Origin of the sequence: Paenibacillus sp. Root444D2, from assembly GCF_001426375.1 — a bacterium.
In the GTDB taxonomy this organism is placed as follows: domain Bacteria; phylum Bacillota; class Bacilli; order Paenibacillales; family NBRC-103111; genus Paenibacillus_E.
The window spans coordinates 141,306-164,049 of record NZ_LMEO01000023.1; the positions used below are offsets into that span (position 1 = coordinate 141,306).

The following is a 22,744-nucleotide window of genomic DNA, read 5'->3' on the forward strand; positions in this document are numbered from 1 at the left end:
TAAATTCACTTAGTTACTTTATGTAACTGATATTACGTCAAAATGTTAGTTTCGTCAAGTAACTAAATTACTTTTTGTAACCTTGTATATCCGTGTCAACTTACTCTATAATAAATAGACATATAGAGGTGATAAACATGGAACGCAACCTATTGTGTCCTCGTTTCGAGAAAGCTGTAGAAATCCTCAGCAAGCGCTGGACATCGCTTATCGTTTTTCAATTACTATCAGGCCCGCAGCGGTTCATAAATATCGATCAAGCACTTCCGAATTTGAGCGGCAAGGTATTGTCGGAGCGACTGAAGGAGCTTGAGCATGAAGGTATCGTTAAGAGGGTAGTATTCCCAGAAAGTCCCGTTCGTATCGAATATTCACTAACAGACAAGGGGTTGGCGTTGGCTCCGATTTTCGGTGAGATTACGAAATGGTCACAAGAGTGGCTGCCTGTTCAGGAGTAGCTAGTGTAAAAAGGTCATCTAACCTGTGAAAGCAGCAGGGGAGATGACCTTTTCGAGTAAGCGCGTGGTTCATTATGCGAATACGGTAACTAAAGTTGCTTATTTTTCTTAATAGCCCCGGTTATGAGTGCATAAGCAAGTTAGGCATGCTTATTGTTGGCTAATAGACCCTGGAAGTCTTTGTTTATTAGCTAATTAGCATGTCCTGAGGTCTTATGTGACGAGATCCACGAATATTAGAATGAATAAACAAGCTGAACTTGCTTATTCATCTCTAGCTAAACTGCTTTGCGTAGAAGGCTCGATTAGTTTCGATTTGTAATTCCCCCTAAAGTATACAGACCGCTCATCTCCTATTGGAGAGAGCGGTCTGTATACTTTATCTTATTATTCATGTTTCGTGGGATCGACCAGTTCCAAAGCGGATAAAGCATTAACGTCTTCGTCATCGTCCGATTCAACGAACCGTTTAAGCACATTTAACTTGTTTTCCCAATAGCGTTCATAATAGGATAGCCAACGCTTCAACTCCATAAGCGGTTCCGCCTCCAGCCTGTACCGGGTCTCGCGGCCGACTTTGCGTTCTTTCACCAACCCGGCATCAGCCAAAATGCGAAGATGCTTGGATACCGCGGTGCGGCTCATCGGGAAATGGCCGGAGATAACCGTGACGGGCATCTCTTGATCGCCGAGAAGCTGCAACACCTGACGGCGGGTAGGATCGGCGATCGCTTGAAAGACGTCATGCTTCTGCGAGGGGACTGCCATCTTAAGCCTCGACGTGAGCAGCCAGTTTCTTCGCCAAGCCAACCCAGCCCATTGACATGGTCTCGCGAACAGCTGTGTGAGGTTGACCAAATTCCGTAACTTTGTCCGCATCCCAACCGGAGTGGATGAGAGTGAACTCCGTTTTGCCTTCTAAATCAGTCAATTCGAAAGTCAGCGACCAATCCTTGCCCCAAGCGAAAGTCAAACGGTTCGGCGGGTCAAGCTCGGTTACTTTACAAGGGGATTTGCCAAAAGGTCCTGCTTCCAAATGAAATTCATAGCCAACCTCTGGCTTGAAATTATTGGGCATGAGCCAAGCTGCGATGCCATCAGATGTCGCTACGGCATTCCAAACCTTTTGAATCGGTGCGTTAAAAACAAGCGTTTGCTTGATATCCGGCAATGTGCCTTGAGTCTGATTTTCCATAAATAAGAAGCCTCCAATAATTAATTTTTTTAGGATTTCGTTTTTACTTTACTCTTATGACGCAAACGCAGGGCCGACCATTTATCGTCCACCGCAACATTGCTTACAAGACGATAGTCCGTTTTCTCATCCATCAACTTCCACAGAATGTCACGGTTAATGTCGGTTTTCACCTTCGAGCTTTGCTTCGGATAGGTTATCCAGAACACAGCCTCTTCGTTCAAAAGGGCAATCGCTTTTGGTGCCCACTCCTCCACCTCAGCGGCATTGTTAACAAAAAGCTGAACAAAATCGTAGGTCCCATTCGGCTCCTCATTATCCTCAATGCCAAGCTTGTAGCCTTCAGGTGCATGAAGAACGAGAGCTCGTCCTTGCTTGTAGCGCAGCTTTTTCAGCAATTCGTCTTGCATCGTATGTCATTCCTTCCCGTATGTCCTTTTCGTATTGTATCCAAAAGACTAGGTTTTCTAAAGGCATTACAATACGAAACCAAATGGTTACACAAAGGATTATACGAAACCTTTTAGTTTCATGTCAAGGGGAGTATTAAGGGGGGAATTCTGACTTCATGTTTCTGTTCTCTTTTTCAACAATTCTATAATCATGGTATAGTTATAAAAAACAAGAGTGGAATAAAGGAGAGCGATATGATACGTTTTGCTGTTATTGGAACCAACTGGATTACGGAAGAATTCATTCATGCTGCCCGCGAGACGGGGGAATTCGCCTTAACTGCCGTATACTCGCGTACAGAGGAGAAAGCTGCGGAATTCGCTCAGAAATTTGAGGTTTCTCATATCTATACAAGCCTAGAAACGTTTGCGCAAAGTAAGGAATTCGACGCAGTTTATATCGCGAGTCCGAACTCGTTTCACGCTGAATACGCGATACTCTGTATGAATCATGGCAAGCATGTCATCTGCGAAAAGCCTGCGGCATCCAATACCGCTGAGCTCTCAGCGATGATTCAAGCTGCACAAAGTAATAAAGTGGTGTTCATGGAAGCTCTCAAGTCAACACTGCTTCCTAATTTCAAGGCGATACAAGACAATTTACATAAGTTGGGGAAAATTCGTCGTTATTTTGCGAGTTATTGCCAATATTCCTCTCGGTATGATGCTTATAAGCAGGGAACGGTACTGAATGCTTTTAATCCCATTTTTTCCAATGGCTCGATCATGGATTTAGGCGTTTATTGTATTTATCCGTTGGCGGTGCTTTTTGGCGCTCCTGAACGTGTACAAGCAAGCGGAGTCCTGCTGGAGTCGGGTGTGGATGGGGAGGGCAGCCTGCTGCTGAGCTACAAAGAGATGGATGCGGTCATCATGCATTCCAAAATTTCAAGTTCCTATCTACCTGCGGAGATTCAGGGTGAGCATGCGACGATGGTCATCGATAAAATCAACACGCCTGAAAAAGTTGAAATCCGCTACCGAGATGGTTCTGTGGAAAACTTGACGCGGGAACAAGCTGTAAGAACGATGCGCTATGAAGCGGAAGAATTTATCCGGCTTATTAAAAATGGAGCATTGGAGTCCACGACGAACTCACATGCGAATTCCAGCATAGCCATGGCCATTATGGATGAGGCTAGAAGGCAGATGGGGCTTGTTTTCCCTGCGGATCGTAAAGCGGGTCATTTTGAATAAGTAAGGTAGTGAACCTTCCTTGCAATTGAATCAAAGTATGCCAAAGCACCACTCCGCCGCTAGTGTGTAAAGAATAAAGGTTTAAGAAGTTTTTGTGCAAGAGTGGCTATCAAGGTTGAGTAAGTTCGATACAGGCAAGCGAAGTAAAGTGTGCTACAGGCATGCGAAGTTGTACATTGTACAACAATAAGCAAGATAATCGGCGTTATCACATCAATTGTTGCAGAAAATACAACATTTCTCCCGGAATTAGCTCAATTTGGTGAAATACGGGGAAAATGTTGTACAACATACAACAACGACAGCTTAATGAGAAGAAACCGCCGAGAATTGTTGTACGTTGTACAACTTTTGCTCATTTAAGCCGGGTAAAGATTTTCACATAGAAAACAAAATTACTCACAGAATGAAAATTCGCTTATTCGTAATCTCATTCATCAACACCAAACACCAAACGCCAAACACCAAACACCAAACACTAAATACTAAATACCAAATACCAAATACCAAACACCAAACACCAAACACCAAACACCAAACACCAAACACCAAACACCAAACACCAAACACCAAACACCAAACATTAAACACGAAATACTAAATACTAAATACTAAATACCAAACACCAAACACCAAACACCAAACACTAAATACCAAATACCAAACATCAAACATCAAACACCAAACATTAAATACCAAACACCAGCACCAGCACCAGCACTAAAGCTAACACCCACAACAATCCATTCCCTACTAGCGGTGGCTTCACTTCTTAATGTGTTCAAAAAAGGTTGTCTCAAAAGTAGCTACAGCTACAAATGGGACAACCCTTTTTTCACAAATAAGAATTTATATGTTTTTGGGGTAAGCGAAGCTTACCTTTATTTGAGTTGAGAGAAAGGTTGAAATACCTCAACTTGAGGGATTTGATTGGATGATATCCAATGATGTCAGATGACATCGGCGGTTGGGGTTAGTTTCATTGGATTTATACAGTGGAATATGTGGAAATAGCTCAGAAGAGCTGATTTTTAGAGCATTCTGTTGGATTGACTCCAATGAAATCGGGCAAATAAGGTGAATGAGCTCGATTTGATTGTTTTTTATCCAATGGAGTAAATGAAGGGGGATTGTTGGTTATGCATATACAGGTATTAACTGTAAGGAAATTGATGGAGCGCTATCTCGTGGACGGGATCGCGGAGTATGTGAAGCGCCTTGGGCCGTATGCCAGATGCAGATGATAGAGGTTCCGGACGATAAGGCATCGGAGAGCATGAGCCGTGCAGAGGTGCGTGTGAAGTAGGGCTAGCAGCTGGCCTTCGTGATCGGCGGCTCGCTAGTTATTGAGCGAGCTGCTGAGCCATGTGCGGATACTGCCGCACCAACTGATGCGATTGGTGCTGGTGGGGCAGGCTTATCGAGTGATGCGGATAATAGCGATGGACCATACAATAAGCAAGGCAGTTTGTTTGGATAAAATTGTATCGAAACAAGGATATGAATACAAAATTGCAAACGCGCGTTAAACTAAAAATGACCGTCAGGATGATCTTTTCTGACAGTCATTTTTTATTTTATTCCAAAGACCCGGAAGGACGGCTGCTTCCCGTGATGATAGGCCTGTTTGACGCCGATAACATGCGTTCCGAACGCTTTCGAATCAAATGATACATAATCCCCGCGAGGAGCCAAACGCCTCCCATCCATAGGGCATCTTTGTCGAGCAGAGACAGTAGATAGCCAATGAAACCGGCTCCGATCAACGGCATAATGAGAAAAAAGAAGGTTTGCTTTGGCGAGCGCTGCTTGTCTTTGATGTATTTTTGAGCAATAACGGAGATGTTTACAAAGAAGAAGGCTGTCAATGCCCCGAAATTCACGAATTTCACAGCATTGTCTAGCGATATAACAAGAGCGAGCAGAGAGACGACGCTGACGATCACGATGTTGGTAACAGGTGTGTTGAACTTAGGATGAAGGGAACCGAACACTCGTTTAGGGAGAATGGAATCGCGTCCCATCACAAAGAGAAGACGAGAAACGCTAGTTACCGATGATAAGCCTTGGGTGAAAATAGCGAGTATAAGCACGGTGATGAACACAGAGCTAAGCGCGGCTCCGCCGACGAGCTTCACGATCTCGAAACCAGCCGAATCGATATCGACGAAGGCTAAATGTGGATAAACCAGCTGTGTCAGGAAAGACGGCACCAAGTATAGAATACTGGCTGCAATGATGATGATCATAATGGCCCGAGGGATCGTTTTCTCGGAGTTTTTGGTTTCTTCCGACATGGTCGTGACCGTGTCAAAGCCCAGAAATGAGAAGCAGATCATCGAAGCTCCGGCAAGAATGGTGGAGAAGGGGACTTCCGTCTGCAGGAATGGCTGCAGCGGGTGGACATCTCCGGTGATATTTCGGAAAAGGAAAAAACAGAAAACCGCGATAAAAAGGATCTGAATCCAGACGAACAGCTTGCTGATATTGGCAGAAAACTTAATGCCAATAATATTTACGACGCCGAGGACGATATTGAGCCCAATGATCCAGACATACGCCGGAATGGACGGGAATTGTGCGTGAAGATAGATGCCGAAGGTAAGGCAGGCAATGATGGGGGAGAAGAAGTAGTCAAGAAGAAGGGCCCAGCCGACTAGGAAACCTAAGTAGGGATGGATGCTTTTCTTCGTATAGGTGTAAGCTGAGCCTGATGTGGGAAAAGACTTGGACATGACACCATAGCTATACGAGGTGAAGAAGATGGCAATGAAAGCAAGCAGGTAAGCTTGCGTCAGCATGCCGTGTGCATTCTCATAAGCAATGCCATAGATAGAGAAATAAATCATAGGCGTCATCCATGCCAGCCCCATGTAAACGACTTGAGACAGGTTTAAAGATTTGCGCAGTGTGACTTCTGATTTCATGATGTTGACACTCCCTTATCCTTGTTTTCTGGTGATCGTCCCGGGCGGGGCGTATATGCAAAAAAGCCAAGGAGATATCTATGAAACAGATATCCTCCCGGGCTTTTATCCCTCCGTGAACACAGGGTTAGCTGTGCGTTTTCTCTTGGTCCAGACCGAGCTGCTTGCGCTCGCGGAACCCTAGAAAACCATGTATGTGATAAATCATTACTTACCTATTAGTGAAATTGGCGTTTTACTTGATCGTGTTAGATATTAGTTTTATGTGTAAGTTAATATAACACATAGTTAATCTCATGAGAAGTATTTTTGATAAAACAAGGAATTAATCTAGAAGTTATTGACACATATCATCAACGATGTTATGTTTAGTAACACAAACGAATACGATTGTTTACTAGGGTTCCGCCGGTTATAACCGGGCTGGTCCGAGAGTAAACCGCTCTTGTATAAGGGCGCCACGGAAGGATAAAAACCTGGGAGATATCACCAAGACATTTGAGTCTTGTGATGTCTCCCTTTTTGTTTAACGACATGGCAAAGGAGATGGGTAGCATGGACAACATTTGGAGTAAGACAATAGGGCCGGGCGGCAAGTGGTCAGGAGCGATTGGTAGAGGGAAGTTGATTCGTTTTACGGCGCTGGAGGCGGGCGCGAATGTGTCTATACAAGTGTTCCACGCGAAGGATCTTACGGAGCGCTACAATATGCCGGATACGCTGAAAGCCCAGCATACAGCCCATTTGACGCGTGGGAACGTGCTGATGAGTGACAATGGCCGAGCGTTAGTGAGCATCGTAGAGGACAGTATCGGTTGGCATGATCCGCTTACTGGATACACAAGCCGTGCAGCTACGGATGCCAAATACGGAACGACGAATTTCCAAGAGCAGCGGAATGAGTGGCTGCGCAGCGGGCAAGAGAACTTCGCGATAGAGCTGGTACGTAATGGCCTTAGCATGCGCGATATGATGCCGGTTGTGAATTTATTTTCCAAAGTGTTTTGTGATGACAATGGGGATATGCATTTTAGTGCTGCTCATTGCCCTGCAGGAGCGACGGTTACGCTGCGTACGGAATTAGATTCCTTGCTTGTTTTATCGAACACGCCTAACCCGCTTGACCCAAGAACACCGTATCCATCTGTACCTGTCAAGATTGAAGTGCTAGCTGCAGCTCCTGTGGGTGAAGATGATTATTGCTTGAATTATCGCCCAGAAAATCGCCGAGCTTTTGAAAATACATGGGAATATCACACGCTGTTAGGAGGAATTTAAATGGCTGTTTTTAATCGAGTGGAAAGCCCTCGCCTCGCCGAGGATGCCATCTATAGCGAAATTATTCAAGCGGGAGACGGCTGGATGCGTGTTTTGAAGCCTGGGCAAGTGCTGCGCATTGTCGATCTGGAAGGGAATCAGGCGGCAGACACGCTGTTTTATGATGCGGGGAATCCGGAAGATCATTATAGTGCGGTCGCGACGATTGCAGGTCAAAGCAATATTTATCTCAGCACAGGCTCTGTCCTCCGAGCAGAATCCGGTAAGGCATTGCTCAAAATCGTAGCCGACACCTGCGGGCGTCATGATACGGTCGGGGGTTCGTGCTCGGCTCAAAGCAACACGGTGCGCTACTCGCACGACAAGCTTTCGATGCATAATTGTCGGGATACGTTTATGCTTCAACTTGCTCAGCATGAAAGCGGAGCGTATACGAAGCGGGATTTGGCGCCAAATATTAACTTCTTTATGAATGTACCCGTCACGCCGGATGGTGGATTGAAGTTCGATGATGGTGTTTCCGCTCCGGGCTGCTATGTAGAGGTCCAGTCGCTAGGCAGCTCTATGGTGCTTATCAGCAATTGTCCGCAGCTTAATAATCCTTGTAATGCTTATAATCCGACGCCGATTCAGGTTCTTATTTGGGAGAAGTAAGTTCCTTTGCTTAAGAGGAGATAGAAGGTCTACGAAATTCGAAGGGGTGTGGATACGATGTTTACTAAAGTGCTGATTGCAAATCGTGGGGCTATCGCTGTGCGCATTGAGCGTGCTTTACGCAAGCTCGGGGTTGCATCCGTTGCTGTATATACGGGGGCAGATCAAGATAGTTTACATGTGGATGGTGCGGAAGAAGCTGTTCTGATCGGTGAAGGACCGGCGAAGGAAAGCTATTTGAATACAGAGTTGATTTTGAAAACAGCGCTGGAAACCGGTGCGCAAGCGATTCATCCCGGTTACGGCTTTCTGAGTGAAAATGCCGACTTCGCTCGTGCTTGCCGAGAGAATGGCATTGTGTTTATCGGCCCTACACCTGAGCAAATGGAAATGTTCGGACTCAAGCATTCTGCGCGGGAAATCGCTGAAAGAGCCGGCGTACCGATGCTGCCCGGAACACCGTTGATTACAGAACTGGATGAGGCATTAGTTGAAGCTGCGCGTATTGGTTACCCTGTTATTCTCAAAAGCACAGCAGGTGGCGGTGGCATTGGGATGCGTGTCTGCGCAGATGAGGCTACTTTAAGAGCCGCTTATGATGGCGTTCGCCATTTGGCGGAGACGAATTTCAAAAACGGAGGCATGTTTCTTGAAAAATATATCGCAAGAGCACGTCACGTTGAGGTGCAAATTTTCGGAAATGACTTCGGTGAAGTCGTTACGCTCGGTGAGCGGGATTGTTCCATTCAGCGTCGTAACCAGAAGGTCATTGAAGAAAGCCCGGCTCCGAATCTGTCGGATGAAGTGCGTGAGGCGATGTTCGCCTCGGCGAAGAGTCTTGCTGCTGAAGTAGGCTATCGAAGTGCGGGTACCGTGGAATATCTTTATGATCCGGAGACGTGTGAGTTTTACTTCCTTGAGGTCAACACCAGATTACAGGTTGAGCACGGTGTGACGGAAGAAGTGCTGGGTATTGATCTTGTCGAGTGGATGGTGCTTGAAGCAGCGAATGAGCTGAAGGATATTCAATCGCTTATCCGTAAGCCGGTAGGGCACAGCATTCAAGCGCGGATTTACGCGGAGGACTGCCTCCAGCAGTTTCGTCCGAGTGCAGGGCAGTTGGATCGGGCTGTATTCTCTGATAAAGCAAGGAATGAGACATGGGTTCGGGACGGGTTGACAGTAACGACGCTATACGATCCGATGCTGGCTAAAATTATTGTCCACGGTGTAGACCGTTTGGACGCCATTCGTAAATTGATCGAAGCGCTGGCGGGAACGCGCATGTATGGAATTACAACGAATCTGCAGTATCTGCAGGCTCTTCTGCAAGAGAAAGACTGCGTAGACGGGAACGTCTTCACGCAATTGTTGAATACGTTCGAGCCCGTGGAACGGGCTCTGGAAGTTGTAGACGGCGGGATCCAAACCACCGTTCAGGACTTTCCGGGCCGCATCCGCCATTGGGACGTAGGTGTACCTCCTTGCGGGCCGATGGATCCGCTATCGTTCCGCATCGGTAACAAGCTGCTTGGCAACAATGACGATGCCTGTGGATTGGAAATGACGCTGCGCGGAGGTTCTTATAAGTTCCGCAGCGACATGTGGTTCTGCGTCACTGGCGCAGATATGCAAGCGGAGCTGGATGGAACGGCTATTGTAACGTATAAGCCGGTGTTTGCGGCTCGCGGTCAAGTGCTGAACTTTGGCGAGGCGAAAGAAGGTATGCGTACTTATCTTCTTATCGGCGGCGGCTTGGATATGCCGAAAATTCTCGGCAGCTCCTCCACGTTTACATTGGGCGGCTTCGGTGGTCATGGCGGTCGAGCGCTGCGTACGGGAGATGTGCTGGGTGTGAATGAAGGCGGAAGTCCAGTTCAAGAGGCGGCAGAGCTTGCTCTGGAGCATCGTCCTGTGATGACGCGAGAGTGGACGATCGGTGTGATCCCTGGACCTCATTGTACAGGTGAGTTTTTACATGCGGAGTACTTGGATCAATTGACGGAAACGAGCTGGGAAGTTCATTTTAACTCCTCAAGGACAGGGGTTCGTTTGAAAGGGCCTGCTCCGCTGTGGACGCGTGAAGATGGCGGGGAAGCGGGGCTTCATCCATCCAATATTCACGATAATGCGTATGCTGTCGGTACGCTGGATTTGACTGGGGATATGCCTATTCTTCTTGGACCTGATGGCCCGAGTCTTGGCGGTTTCGTGTGTCCGGTGACGACGGCTTCGGCTGAATTTTGGAAGCTGGGTCAGCTTCATCCGGGTGATACAATTCGATTCCACTTGCTGACACTTCCAGAAGCAGAAGCCTTGCGCGATCTGCAGGAAAGCAATTTGCGTACGATTGGTGAGGGAGATTTCGGGTGGCTGGTATTTGTACAGCTTCCTGATACTAATGAAGAGATTACGCCGGAATATCCGCGTCTTTTCCATGAAGCAGCAAATCGCAGATTTCCAATTACGATCCGCTGCTGCGGCGATCAGAATTTACTCGTTGAGTATGGCGAGCTTGAGCTGGATTTGTTGCTGCGTTTCCAAGTACAGGCTTTGATGCAAGCGATTGTGGAGAGCGGTTCGATTCCGGTGTTGGATTTAACGCCGGGGATTCGATCCTTGCAAATTCATATCGACCCTTCGCGAATAACGGTAAGTGAAGCGTGTAAGAAAGTTGTTGAGATTGACGCAGCGTTGCCTCCATTGGAAGAGTTCCGTGTACCATCGCGTATTGTTCGTTTACCGCTTTCTTGGGATGACCCGGCGACACAGCTGGCGATTCAGCGTTATCAACAAGGGGTGCGACCAGATGCGCCTTGGTGTCCGAGTAATCTAGAATTCATTCAGCGCATTAATGGATTAGATACAATTGATGATGTTAAAAAGATTGTTTATGACGCTAATTATTTGGTGCTTGGATTAGGTGACGTATATTTGGGGGCTCCTGTAGCCACGCCTGTCGACCCGCGTCATCGCCTAGTCACAACGAAATATAACCCTGCACGAACATGGACACCGGAAAATGCCGTTGGTATCGGCGGTGCTTACATGTGTGTGTATGGGATGGAGGGCCCGGGCGGTTATCAATTCGTAGGGCGTACCATTCAAATGTGGAATCGCCTGCGCTCAACGGAAAGCTTCAAGGCGGGTAAACCTTGGTTGTTAAGGTTTTTTGATCAAATCCAATTCTACGAGGTCAGCGCTGAGGAATTGCTTCAATTACGTGAAGACTTCCCAAGAGGCCGATATGAAGCAGATATTCAAGAAACGACCTTTGATTTAGGAGAATATTTGCAATTCTTAAGCTCCATCGAAGAGAGTACGGAAACTTTCCGTAAGCAGCAGCAAATGGCTTTTAAAGAAGAGCGGGAGAGCTGGAAGGCGAAGGGATTGGCTGAGTACGTATCCGAACAGGAGACTGTCAATGAAGGACCAGAGGATGAGCTGCCGGCAGGGACTGTTGCTGTACGCGGCATTATGCCGGGAAGCGTGTGGAAACTTCTTGTATCTCAGGGTGAACAAGTGAAGAAGGGCGATCAACTGGCAATTCTGGAAAGTATGAAAATGGAGTTCCCGCAGCATGCGCCTTGTGATGGATTTGTTTCTATGATTCAAGTGAAGCCTGGAGATCAAGTTCATGCAGGACAGTTGATTCTCGGTATTGCACAATCTGCTTAAGGAGAGAGGTGTCTGTAGATGACTGAGACGAACAAGGTGGAAAAGATCGATCTGAATGAGATGAACGGAAAGAATGGAAATAATGGGAAGAATGGAAAGAATGAGAAGAATGAGAAGAACGAAAAGAACGAGATGAATGAAAAGAATGGAAAAAACAGAAAGAATGAGAGTAATGGAAAGATAAAGATGGTTGAAGTGCCAGAGGAGTTAAGTATCTCTTGGCTTCGGGGAAAGTATGAGAATCAAGAATTGACTCCGCAAGAAGTGATAGCGGCCATAGTGCAGCGCTCTTCGGATGATGCGGGTATGAATATCTGGATTACACCGCCGACGATGGATGTCATTCAGCCTTATTTGGAAAGATTAAAATCGGTTTCTATGGCGGATGCGCCGCTGTGGGGAATTCCTTTTGCGATCAAGGATAATATTGATCTGGCTGGGGTGCCGACGACAGCTGGCTGCGCGGAGTATGCATATACGCCAGCGGAGCACTCGGGCGTCGTGGAAAGATTGATTGCCGCAGGAGCGATTCCGGTCGGTAAGACGAACTTGGACCAATTCGCGACAGGGCTTGTCGGCGCGAGAAGTCCTTACGGTGACGCGCATAACGCGCTTCGCCCGGAATTGATCAGCGGCGGCTCGAGCTCCGGCTCAGCCGTCTCGGTCGCTCGCGGCCAAGCCGCGTTCTCGCTTGGCACAGACACGGCAGGCTCGGGACGCGTGCCTGCTGCTCTCAATCGATTGGTTGGCTATAAGCCGAGTCTCGGCGCATGGCCAACCAAAGGGGTTGTGCCTGCCTGTGCGAGTTTAGACTGTGTAACTGTCTTCGCGCACAGCTTGGATGACGCGCTCGCCGTAGACGGCGCAGTGCGCGGGCTTCACGCGGATGACCCTTGGTCACGCAGTGTAACAAGGGAAGCGGCTAAGCTTCCGGCCAAAGTTTTTCTTCCGGAAGGAGAGTTAGGCTTTTATGGTCCGTATGCTTCGGAATACCGAGATGCATGGGATGCTGCTGTTGAGAGATTAAAGGGATTAAGTGTCGAATTGAACATCCCGGTTGAATATATTGATGTTACGTTGTTCGCCGAAGCGGCGGCAATTCTGTATGAAGGCCCATGGGTGGCCGAGCGATGGGCGGCCTTGGGCAGCTTCATCGAAGCGAATCCGGGCATCGCGTACCCCGTCACGGAAAGGATCCTCCGCTCGGGCTCCGCTGCCGAGTACGATGCTGCATCTGTGTTCCATGCGATGCATAAGCTGCAGCAGTTCAAGCTGGAAGCTCGCAAACTGCTGAAGGATGCCGTGCTTGTCATGCCTACCTGCGGGGGGACATGGACGCGCGAGCAAGTGCTAGCTGACCCGATTAGCACGAATCGGGATATGGGACGCTACACAAATCATTGCAATCTGCTTGATTTGTGCGGGGTTGCTGTGCCGGCGGGTGATGCGGCAGCGCAGACGCCTTTTGGCATCACGTTCTTCGCGCTTGCTGAAGAGGAGAGCTTGATCTGCGGCGCAGCCGAGCAGTTCGTGGCGGGTGCTGTTGACGCCGAACTGGAATCGGCTGCTGAAGTGAGTACGCCGTGTGTTGCGGGCTCGGCGGCGGAAGAGGTTGCCGTGGCAGCGGCGCCGACGACGCTGGTCGCGGTCTGTGGCTTACACATGCGCGGCTATCCGCTGGAGAAGCAAATGCTAGGCTGTGGAGCGCGGTTCATCCGTGAGGATGAGACCGCAGCGAAGTACAGCCTTGTGAAGCTGCCAACCACGCCGGCGAAGCCGGGGCTGGTGAAACAGCAGCAGGGCGGCGCAGCCATCCTGCTGGAGGTTTGGGAAATGCCGCTGGAGGCATTCGGCGGCTTTGCGGCAGCGATCCCAGCTCCGCTGGGGATCGGGAAGGTTGAGCTCCGGGACGGCACGGAAGTCCCAGGCTTCGTTTGCGAAGCTTACGCGGCCGCAGGCGCGGAAGATGTAACAGCTTTGCGCTCGTGGCGCAAAGTGGTGCCTTTGTGACAGGCGGGTTGCGCCTGCCTGCTGCTGAGTTTTTGGTACGACTCTGAAGTGAATGCCAACACGTATCCATGAGGACTTCCCCATTTAGGGGAGGTCCTTTTGGGGCAGAGTTGTTCTTAACGGAACGACAATCCGCTAAAGTGGATGAAATGAGCTAAAAATTGAATTAGCGGAACGTGGGGGCGTTATTCGATGGAATTTGAGCTATTTGAAGCTAAAAACAACGGAATAGCGTCACTACGTTCCTCATGTGCTTGAATTAGAACATAATTCAGGTAAATAGCGTCACTACGTTCCTTATGTGCTTGAATTAGAACATAATTCAGGTAAATAGCGTCACTACGTTCCTCATGTGCTTGAATTAGAACATAATTCAGGTAAATAACGTCTCTACGTTCCTCATGTGCTTGAATTAGAACATAATTCAGGTAAATAGCGTCTCTACGTTCCTCATGTGATTGAATTAGAGCATAATTCAGGTAAATAGCGTCTCTACGTTCCTCATGTGCTTGAATTAGAACATAATTCAGGTAAATAGCGTCTCTATGTTCCTTGTGTGCTTGAATTAGAACATATCGCATGTTGTATAAACCGCGTTCATAAAATAGAAAGGATGTTATGAGTTCGAAGGGGGATGCAATGATAAAAAACGTATTGTTTTTCTCCGATATGGGGGTCGATGACGCTGTCGCTCTTATGTATGCTAGCTTTACGAAAACAATAAACATTGTCGGAATTGTTTGCAGCTACGGGAATGTTCCAGTCGAGGATGCCGTCCAGAATGCACACTTTCTTCTCAATTTATTGGGACTGAATGATGTGCCGGTTATTAAAGGGGCGGAACGGCCAATGACAGGTGAATCTCCGACTTATATTACCAAAGTCCACGGGACGCATGGGCTCGGTTCGATTGTTCCTCCATTTACTTCGGAGGGGCAAAATTTTGGAATCGTTAAATCCATCCTAGAACGATATGGTGGCGAGCTCATCATTGTCGATACCGGGCGACTGACTTCTCTTGCAATGGCAATTATGCTGTATGGGGACTTGATGAAGAAAGTGAAAGGATATTATATCATGGGTGGTGCCTTTCTTGTTCCGGGCAACGTTACGCCAGTGGCTGAAGCAAATTTTGCCGGGGACCCAGTCGCAGCTGATCTTGTCATGAGGCGCGGCGGACCTATTGCCTTGTTTCCGTTAAATGTGACACATAAGGCTATTGTGACGCAAAATATGAGTGATTCAATCAACAGGGTAGGAAAAGTGCCCCTCTTCAAACCAATTTTTGATGTTTATTACGATTTTTATAAGACATCTATGCCCCAACTTCAAGGTGCCCCGACGCATGACTTACTTCCCATGATGGCTCTTGTTAATCGACATATGTTCCAGTGGACGAGTCGACCGGTTCATGTTGTTACCCAAGAAGGGATCACGAGGGGGCAAAGCGTTGCCGATTTTCGACCCAATGCCACCGCCCAGCCGAATACAATTACGATAGCGCTAGATTTGGACTATAGACAGTTTTATTGGGATTTTATGACTAACATGACAGAGGAAAAAGGATAATCAATAGCTCCATAAGGGCTTGATTATCCTTTTTCCTTTTCTAAAGCTGCCTTTAGATATTTCTTATGCTCTTTGCAACGGCTCAACTGAAGATTCAGCAGTAGCCTTGCTTCCTACGCTTGATCTTCTAAAAGATAGGATTGTAAGGACCATAGCAATCCCGACACCGATCGCTCCGATCCAAGTGACGGACGCCAAAGATATCTGTCCAACTACGACGCCGCCAACGCCGGCGCCGGCTGCCATGGCAAGCTGCATAACTGAGCTGTTAAGACTGAGCATAATGCCTGAGGATTCAGGGGCTAATGTAACTAAATTATATTGCTGCGTAGGCCCGGACGACCAAGCGGCGAAGGACCACAAGATGAGCAAAGGAAATACGACGCTTGATGAGTGTGCGGCCAAAGTTAACAAAATAAGGGTGATGACATGCAACAGCATACCCGATGTTAACGTTCGCTTAACTCCCCATCGATCCGTGCTGTAGCCCCCGAGCTTGGAGCCGATAAGGCTCGCTATACCGAATGCAAACAAGGCGGTACTTAGCGTTTTCTCACCCATACCGGTAATCGTTAAAAGATAGGGTGAAATGTACGTATACGCAATTGAATAGCCGCCCAGCCAAAAGAAACTAACCGACAAGGCCATAGCTATTTTTGGATTTTTCAACAGAGCCAATTGTTTGCGCAGCGGTATAGCCGCCTCTCCCTGTAAGGAAGGAATAGTTAGGGCGATAACGATTATTGCTACTAGGCCCAGGGCGCCGATTCCGCCAAACACCATTTTCCAATCATATGAAGCGGCAACCATTCTGCCCAGCGGGACCCCGACGATCAAAGAGGCAGTGAAGCCCATAATGACAGTTGCGATCGCACTGGCCTGTCTTCCTTGAGGAGCAATCATGGCCGCGATACTCAATGAGGTAACAACGACGACCCCGGCTCCAAGAGCCATCAAGACTCGAGCACTGACGAACAGTCCGAATCCCGGCATGACAAAGGCTAATCCATTAGCAATGACGAACAAACCAAGCGCATAGAGGAGCAGCTTACGCCGGTCCCAGCCTGAGGTTAAGGCCATGATGATCGGAGTGCCGACCGCATAAACGAGTGAGAAAACGGTAATCAGTTGACCTGCAGCCACTAATGAAATATCCATCGAGCTCGATATTTTATCCAGAATTCCCGCTATAATGAACTCTGATGTTCCGACTAAAAAACTAAGGAGTGCTAAGATGTAAATTTTCCATGTTTTTGACATTTTGAAACCTCTTTCGTTTATATTTTTATATTTCTAGATTCATTGGAATATGAATCAAAAAATATATTTGCACTGTTGTGAGTAGATATTTTTATATTTCTAAATATGTAGAAATATAAAGCGAAAAAATTAATCAAGCAAATAAGGTACGAATTTTTTAGCGTTTTCCCAATTCACGGTGAAGTATACGAAAGTTCCTTTTTTTTGGGAGTTAAGCAGCCCGCAGTCTGTTAATTGCTTCAAATGATGAGACAGTGTGGATAAGGCCACTGATTCCAAGCGGTTTTCAAGTTCTGCGGGGCATAAATTACTTTCTTTGATCAGGATCTCGAAAATTTTGTAGCGAGTAGGTTCGCCTAACGCTTTATGAACTTTCACCGCTTGCTTGGCTTCCAAACTGACATCAACCATCGTAGATTTCTCCTTTCTGTTGTTTCTATAATTATCGAAATAAGAATATCATGCCTCTCTGTAAAAGTAAATACCTGCGCGTTTTGCCTTGCGGCCAGCGCTGTGGGCTTGTGCCGTCATGCACTGCAACGAGAAAGAATAGACTGAGAAGCAGCTTGTGCGTGAAAGTGCTTGAAACCGAGCTTTCAATTTGTGTGAACAGAAATAGGCTCGGAAACCGAGCCTAAAGTAATGGAACGGGCCTGCGCGCGGGAAAGGTAGGCTGAGAAGCCATTTTCCAATACTACTTAGCCATCAAAAACTCATTCGTATATAAATCCTTGACAGGGATGTCATCCTTAATCATGCCGGCTTCTTTCATCTGGCTTACGAGTGTTTTCCAACGATCTTCGGACATATAGCCGACGCTGTGAGTTTTGGCATCACCGCCGAAGATAAAATCTTTCGCAACAGCTTGCGCATCCTTCAAGTGTTCCACGTCGTAATCTTTGTTTACTCCGTTGAGTGCATTGTTCACTTCATCAGCATGAGCATAATAGTAGTCCCAGCCCTCGGTTGTTGCTTTTAAGTATCTTTTGATCAAATCTGGATTCTTTTTGATGAAGTCATCGGTTGCTATGACGACGTTGCCGTAGGGGTTGTAGCCAAGGTCGGCATTGAGGAACCAAGCGACGTCGACACCTTGCTTTTTCAGGACGTAAGGTTCATTGGTAGCAAAGCCTTGCGTGATGGAGTCTTTATCTGCGCTAAAGCCGGCGAGGGAGCCAGTGTAATTTTGAACTTGGACTTTATCGAGTTTATATTTGTAGCTGATGTATTGCCAGAATGGGAAACCTACAGCTGTGTACACTTTGCGCCCGTTCAAGTCTTCGATTTTCTTAATACCGGAGTCTTTGTGGTAGATGAGGTTCTGTGGATTGGTCTGCAAGTTGGCATAAATCACTTTAACTGGTATGCCTTCTTTGCGTGCCAGTACGACTTCGTCGGCATTAGCCATGGCGAATTGCACCTTACCCGAAGCGACTAGTTGAATGTTGGATACTTGTGGCCCGCCTTGCTGCAGGGTGACATCTAGGCCTGCTTTCTCATAGAAATGTGCGACTTGCGCTGCATAGTGTCCGCCCATTTCCGGCTGTGCGAACCAGCTCATCGCTTGGGTGACTTTATCTGGTTGCTTAGAAGCTGTTGTGGCCTTGGAGCCCTCTGCTGGCACAGTTCCGCCGGTTGATGTTGCTGTAGTTGTGGTCGTTGAACTTGTGCTGGCTGTTGTACTTGTTGTTGCCGTTGAAGTTGAACCAGCTGTTGAAGCTTTATTGCTCGTTCCGCAAGCTGTGAGAAGGATGACCATGGCGATGGCGGCTGTACTAACCTTTGTTGTCCCCAGTAATTTCATTGAAATCTCCCCATTCTCTCTCGGTTATTTTCACTCTTAAAGTCACCTTTAAATCTTCCAAGCACTCTCCAGCTGTCTCCCGGCAACTGGCACGCCTCGAACGCTGACGATCTCGCGTGGAGGGGCGGCAGCTATCGCGTGCTCAGCATTTATCGCATCAAGCAATATGAAATCTGCAGGGTCTCCTATCTGGAAAGCTGCTGCCGTGGAACCTAAGTAAGGATAAACGGAACGCAGCCGCTCATCGTCATTCCAGCGGTTCATATCCGCCATTCTTCGGCCTCTCGCAAGCTGGTCGGTAAAGCCGAAGGGTGTCCAAGCATCCAAACCGGTATGGTCGGAGCCGACGAAGACTCTAACGCCTTGCGAGGTTAATTGCACTACGCGGGGCATCGCTGAATCGATAGGGACGCTGGTGATAATGGCAATGTCCAACGCGGCTAGCCGCTCAGCAATCGCCAAGGATTCAGCTTCTGACACTTGGCCTAGGCAATATGCGTGACTGACCGCGACTTTGCCGCTTTTACTGCTTTGCTCGGTGTAGTCCATAATGCGCTCTAAGGTGAACAGACCCAGATGCCCGGGGTCGTGCAAGTGAATATCGGCTTCCGCGTCATAAGCAACACATAGCTCGAATATGGCGTTCAAGCAGGCTTCGATATCCCGGTCAACGCCTGCGGGGTCAACGCCCCCGACGATAGATGCCCCTTCTTCGAGAGCTTGCTTGATGAGGCTAACCGACTGTGAACGGATTAATCCTTGCTGAGGGAAAGCGACGATTTCTATATCCATCCTGCTTTTGAACTCCTCCTGCAGCCCCCGAACCATCTCTAAATGCGTTAGGCCAATCTCGGGATCGATGTCGACGTGGACGCGAAGCCGTGTAGTTCCGAAGGCCAGCATTTGCTGTAAAATCGTTCGAGCACGCTCTTTCTGCCCGCTTTTCATAGGAGCTAGCAGATCCTTTTCCATTTGAAACTGCTTGAATAATGAATCGACCTTGCGTCGTGATATCCACTCTTGATCCGGGAAAGCTTTGTCCAAATGCACATGATAATCTTTAAAAGTAGGCAGCATCAGCATCCCTTGCGCGTCCCAGGTAATCTTCTCCCAATCGCTTGACCCGGGAACGATTTGGGTAATTATGCCTTGGTCCAAATAGATGTCGTGCAGGCCTCCGTTAACATGAACGTTACTTAACCACTGCCCCATGTATGCTGCTCCTTTCATCCTAGCTCCAACTCTGCTAGTGCTTACTAGTTTGCAAATAGTTTCGGAAAAGAAAGGCCAACTTTAAGCGCAGTACGTCACTCATTTTTTTGAAATCCATCTGCAGGATGTCAGCGATTTTCTCAAGTCGATAAGAGACTGTATTGCGATGAATGAATAAAAGCCGGCTTGTTTCATTGATGGAACCGTCATATTCGAGATACACCTCGAGGGTTAATGCCAGCTCCTGATCAATATGTTTGTTATTACCGTAGATGGGCTCTAGTACGTAATTATAGTAGCTGCGCATCGCTTCCTCAGAAAGGTGCTGGAACAAAGAGAAGAGCTCGATAGATTCATGATGCAAAACGGTTTGGTTCATCCGCAGCCTGTGGGCCACGCGGCTAGTTTCCAGACATTCCTTATAGGCGTCGTACACCAGCTCCGGATGAACCTTAGCTCGACTAACCCAGCAATTCAAGCCTGAAGCGGAAGTTCTTGTTGTCAAACTAGATAGGCAGGTTGTAAGGGCGGTGATAAATTCTTTCTTATGGAACAACTGCTCCTCTGGTAAGGCGAAAATCGAAAGCAGCCCATCGGCGATATAGAGGTGCTCAGACTCATAATGCTGCATCATGGGGTGATAAATGAGCTCCTGACGTACTTCATTCAACAGCCTTTTGGCAGTTGGATGCTCGGGTGCGACTGTTGTGAACACACACTGATAAGTGCTGGAAAGCACACTGAGGTGATAGCTCTTGCAGCTTTTCGTAAAATCATGAAAGGAAAGCTCTCTCCCGAAAAAGTCCGTAAACACTTGACTAAGCGCATGCTGCCGTGAGGGATCTTTGCCTTTTTGAATATCCAAACCAAGATGATACGTTAATATTTCGGCCGCTTGGTGAAATAAGGCTTCCTCTTCTTTGAGCGTGAGCGGAGAATTCAGATATACCTTGAAAAAACCGGTGCAGCCTAGAGGGTCCATCAAAGGAATGCGAAAGCACCGCGTATCTCCGAAGCCTTCCCATTGCACGCTTTTGTGCCATGGCCACTGATGCAGCAGGATTTCTTCCGCCCACGAGGTGTTGTGAAATAAGACATTTCCGCTGTGCCCGAACACAGCAATGGGCTGCCCCAGAATACCCGAGATCATATGAAAAATATCCGATGATTCTTTATGTCGCAGTGCAAACTGCATGAGCTGCTTTTGTTTTTCTAGGACGTTTTGCAGTTTTTTGGTCGTTTTGGTGTGTTCAGCATTGAAGAGTGCATCCATTTGGTCGGAAAAGGTGAATTCATACGGCAGCTCAAGAATGGGGATATCTAATCGATTCGCTTCATCGAATAATTCCTGTGGAATCTGAGACCAGTAGCGGCCTACCTTGATGCCGAGGCCTGCACCGCCACGCTCGTCTAACATGCGTAATAGCGTTAAAGCAACTTCCAGATGGTCTTTCATGGCGAAGGCGGTGGTAAACAGCATTTCACCAGACTTGACCCAATCGCCAGCATCGGGAGCATCCATAACGTTGACGGATCTTAAAATCCGGGACACGCCTTTCTGTCCAGCGACCAGCTTCGCGTGAGATAACGGGTGAATCGTTAGCGCTTCTTCGACGGTCAGATGCATCGGGACCCCGCCTTTCTTTCATCAAGAGCCGCATTCTCATGGTAGAAGGTTGTTTGCTTCACAGTGGAAGCGACCAGCTTGCCTTTCTTCCAAACGTACCGCCTCGGGGCGCGTTCGTAGACAACACTTCGTAGGTCAAATGCATCACATAAGACAAGATCTGCGTATGCGCCAACTTTTAAGCCATAATCATCGATCAAAAGGGCTTGTGCGGCGCGAGTTGTTGCCATCTGGGCGATCGTGATCACGTCCTGTTTGGAACCCATATAGGCGGTTTGGGCGAGAAGTAGTCCTGTATCCAGGGGGTCCGCGGTACCGAAGGGGGTGAAAGGATTTTGAATATTATTGCTTCCAAAGATTACATTAGCGCCTTGCTCTAATAGTAAGGAGACAGGAGTTAATCCGCGGCGGGGGCGATGGTCGTCACCTCGGCCGTTTAAATAGAGATCCGTTGCTGGCAAACACATGACGTGAATACCGGCATCTGCAATTGACCTGCAAATTTCTTTGGCTTGCTCGTAAGGGAGGGATCCTAGAGATGTGAGATGTCCAACGCTGACGCGCCCCTGCATACCGTACTCGTGCGTCATTCGAATGATCGTGAGAATCGCCAGCATCTGCGGGTCGTCGGAGAAATCCACGTGTAAATCCAGAGGCTTATTGAAGGTATGGGCTAAGTTGAAAACAATACTCAGATGCTGTTCGAGATCCGGATCTTGGTACGTAATGCCGCCGACCACATCGGCTCCATGCTGTAAGGCTGTTCTCAACAGTTCTTCTGTACCTGGCTGTTTAATGATACCTTCTTGAGGAAAAGCGACGATCTGTAAGGTTAGGGCGTCTTGATAACGCTCTTTCAGCTCCAACATGACTTCGAGGCCGATGAGGTTAACGATAGGGTCAATCTCTACATGACAACGCATGTGTGTTACGCCGTGAGCTATCGCTTGTTGAATAACTTGTACAGAACGTGTCTCGATACCTTCTTTCGTGAACGTGCGTTTTAGCTCCAAGGTCGATGCCATGGCTTGCTGTATCGTGAGGGCTTCATCTTTCATTTGATTTAACAAAAAAGCTTTATCCAGATGGATGTGCGATTCTATGAATCCAGGAAGTAGTACGCGTCCGTGGGCTTCTATGATGTTTCCTCCGCTGTAGGAGTCAGGCTGATGCTCACTCAGGAAAACAATCCTTCCCGCTTGAATACCGACATCCATGAATGTGCTGAAATGAGGATTAGAGAAACCTTGGATGATCAAATCTGGCTCCATGCCGCTTCACCTCGTGACTGTGTTAATTAATCTAACATTTAAAATGATTTGTTAAGTGAATTATAGGTCTGTTATGTAAAACGAGTCAATTTAATGTCAGGATAATTGTGTATTTTAATAAATTAAGTTCTAAAATTGTGATTATGTAAATT

General features: G+C 47.6%; 19 protein-coding genes and 2 riboswitches. Of the genes, 9 read left to right on the forward strand and 10 right to left on the reverse strand.

Going from position 1 to position 22,744, the window contains the following annotated elements:
- Positions 1–137 precede the first annotated feature (137 nt).
- Positions 138–458 carry a winged helix-turn-helix transcriptional regulator gene (locus ASD40_RS14840; protein ID WP_057304017.1) on the forward strand — a complete coding sequence of 107 codons (321 nt, stop codon included), beginning with the start codon at positions 138–140 and terminating at the stop codon, positions 456–458.
- A gap of 387 nt (positions 459–845) precedes the next feature.
- Here the strand turns inward: ASD40_RS14840 and ASD40_RS14845 are convergent, their stop codons facing one another.
- Genes ASD40_RS14845 through ASD40_RS14855 form a run of 3 tightly spaced genes read right to left on the reverse strand, consistent with a single transcriptional unit; the run spans position 846 to position 2,063 of the window.
- Positions 846–1,226 carry an ArsR/SmtB family transcription factor gene (locus tag ASD40_RS14845; RefSeq protein ID WP_057304018.1) on the reverse strand — a complete coding sequence of 127 codons (381 nt, stop codon included), beginning with the start codon at positions 1,224–1,226 and terminating at the stop codon, positions 846–848.
- A gap of 1 nt (position 1,227) precedes the next feature.
- A complete protein-coding gene (locus tag ASD40_RS14850) occupies positions 1,228–1,653 on the reverse strand; it encodes an SRPBCC family protein (protein ID WP_057304019.1) in 426 nt (141 codons plus the stop codon).
- Positions 1,654–1,682: 29 nt separating this feature from the next.
- Positions 1,683–2,063 carry a hypothetical protein gene (locus tag ASD40_RS14855; protein ID WP_057304020.1) on the reverse strand — a complete coding sequence of 127 codons (381 nt, stop codon included), beginning with the start codon at positions 2,061–2,063 and terminating at the stop codon, positions 1,683–1,685.
- 237 nt (positions 2,064–2,300) lie between these two features.
- Here ASD40_RS14855 and ASD40_RS14860 point away from each other — a divergent pair, with 237 nt between their 5' ends.
- From ASD40_RS14860 to ASD40_RS37195, 3 genes are all read left to right on the forward strand, one after another.
- A complete protein-coding gene (locus ASD40_RS14860) occupies positions 2,301–3,302 on the forward strand; it encodes a Gfo/Idh/MocA family protein (protein WP_057304021.1) in 1,002 nt (333 codons plus the stop codon).
- A 1,139-nt stretch (positions 3,303–4,441) separates the two neighbouring features.
- On the forward strand, positions 4,442–4,546 hold the full coding sequence (locus ASD40_RS38605) for a 23S rRNA (pseudouridine(1915)-N(3))-methyltransferase RlmH (protein ID WP_235549265.1): 105 nt from the start codon (positions 4,442–4,444) through the stop codon (positions 4,544–4,546).
- Between the two features lie 80 nt (positions 4,547–4,626).
- Positions 4,627–4,782 (forward strand): hypothetical protein, encoded by a 156-nt coding sequence (locus ASD40_RS37195; protein WP_156390016.1) that lies wholly within the window; start codon positions 4,627–4,629, stop codon positions 4,780–4,782.
- Positions 4,783–4,879: 97 nt separating this feature from the next.
- On the opposite strand, the gene ASD40_RS14865 is transcribed toward ASD40_RS37195, so the two are convergent.
- Entirely contained in the window at positions 4,880–6,229 is a 1,350-nt protein-coding gene (locus ASD40_RS14865; RefSeq protein WP_057304022.1) for an APC family permease, read from the reverse strand.
- A gap of 92 nt (positions 6,230–6,321) precedes the next feature.
- Positions 6,322–6,424, reverse strand: a riboswitch (guanidine-I (ykkC/yxkD leader).
- Positions 6,425–6,615: 191 nt separating this feature from the next.
- Positions 6,616–6,714: riboswitch (guanidine-I (ykkC/yxkD leader) on the forward strand.
- Positions 6,715–6,784: 70 nt separating this feature from the next.
- Here ASD40_RS14865 and ASD40_RS14870 point away from each other — a divergent pair.
- The 5 genes from ASD40_RS14870 (at position 6,785) to ASD40_RS14895 (ending at position 15,418) form a co-directional block, all read left to right on the forward strand.
- A complete protein-coding gene (locus ASD40_RS14870) occupies positions 6,785–7,507 on the forward strand; it encodes an urea amidolyase associated protein UAAP1 (RefSeq protein WP_057304023.1) in 723 nt (240 codons plus the stop codon).
- The gene (locus tag ASD40_RS14875; protein WP_057304024.1) at positions 7,508–8,161 is read left to right on the forward strand and encodes an urea amidolyase associated protein UAAP2; all 654 of its coding nucleotides are present in this window, start codon (positions 7,508–7,510) and stop codon (positions 8,159–8,161) included.
- A gap of 57 nt (positions 8,162–8,218) precedes the next feature.
- Positions 8,219–11,839 (forward strand): urea carboxylase, encoded by a 3,621-nt coding sequence (gene uca, locus ASD40_RS14880; protein ID WP_057304025.1) that lies wholly within the window; start codon positions 8,219–8,221, stop codon positions 11,837–11,839.
- A 186-nt stretch (positions 11,840–12,025) separates the two neighbouring features.
- Positions 12,026–13,849: an allophanate hydrolase gene (gene atzF / locus ASD40_RS14885; RefSeq protein ID WP_057304242.1), complete on the forward strand. Its 1,824-nt coding sequence runs from the start codon at positions 12,026–12,028 to the stop codon at positions 13,847–13,849.
- Positions 13,850–14,488: 639 nt separating this feature from the next.
- Positions 14,489–15,418: a nucleoside hydrolase gene (locus tag ASD40_RS14895; RefSeq protein WP_057304027.1), complete on the forward strand. Its 930-nt coding sequence runs from the start codon at positions 14,489–14,491 to the stop codon at positions 15,416–15,418.
- A gap of 63 nt (positions 15,419–15,481) precedes the next feature.
- Here the strand turns inward: ASD40_RS14895 and ASD40_RS14900 are convergent, their stop codons facing one another.
- The 6 genes from ASD40_RS14900 to ASD40_RS14925 form a co-directional block, all read right to left on the reverse strand.
- On the reverse strand, positions 15,482–16,678 hold the full coding sequence (locus ASD40_RS14900; protein ID WP_057304028.1) for an MFS transporter: 1,197 nt from the start codon (positions 16,676–16,678) through the stop codon (positions 15,482–15,484).
- A 129-nt stretch (positions 16,679–16,807) separates the two neighbouring features.
- The gene (locus ASD40_RS14905) at positions 16,808–17,089 is read right to left on the reverse strand and encodes an ArsR/SmtB family transcription factor (RefSeq protein WP_057304029.1); all 282 of its coding nucleotides are present in this window, start codon (positions 17,087–17,089) and stop codon (positions 16,808–16,810) included.
- 283 nt (positions 17,090–17,372) lie between these two features.
- The gene (locus ASD40_RS14910) at positions 17,373–18,482 is read right to left on the reverse strand and encodes an ABC transporter substrate-binding protein (protein WP_057304030.1); all 1,110 of its coding nucleotides are present in this window, start codon (positions 18,480–18,482) and stop codon (positions 17,373–17,375) included.
- A gap of 48 nt (positions 18,483–18,530) precedes the next feature.
- The gene (locus tag ASD40_RS14915) at positions 18,531–19,694 is read right to left on the reverse strand and encodes an amidohydrolase family protein (protein ID WP_057304031.1); all 1,164 of its coding nucleotides are present in this window, start codon (positions 19,692–19,694) and stop codon (positions 18,531–18,533) included.
- A gap of 34 nt (positions 19,695–19,728) precedes the next feature.
- Complete coding sequence (locus tag ASD40_RS14920; protein ID WP_057304032.1) at positions 19,729–21,321, reverse strand: PucR family transcriptional regulator; 1,593 nt, start codon at positions 21,319–21,321, stop codon at positions 19,729–19,731.
- A complete protein-coding gene (locus ASD40_RS14925; protein ID WP_057304033.1) occupies positions 21,312–22,592 on the reverse strand; it encodes an amidohydrolase family protein in 1,281 nt (426 codons plus the stop codon). Before ASD40_RS14925 ends, ASD40_RS14920 begins: the two co-directional genes overlap by 10 nt.
- Positions 22,593–22,744 lie beyond the last annotated feature (152 nt).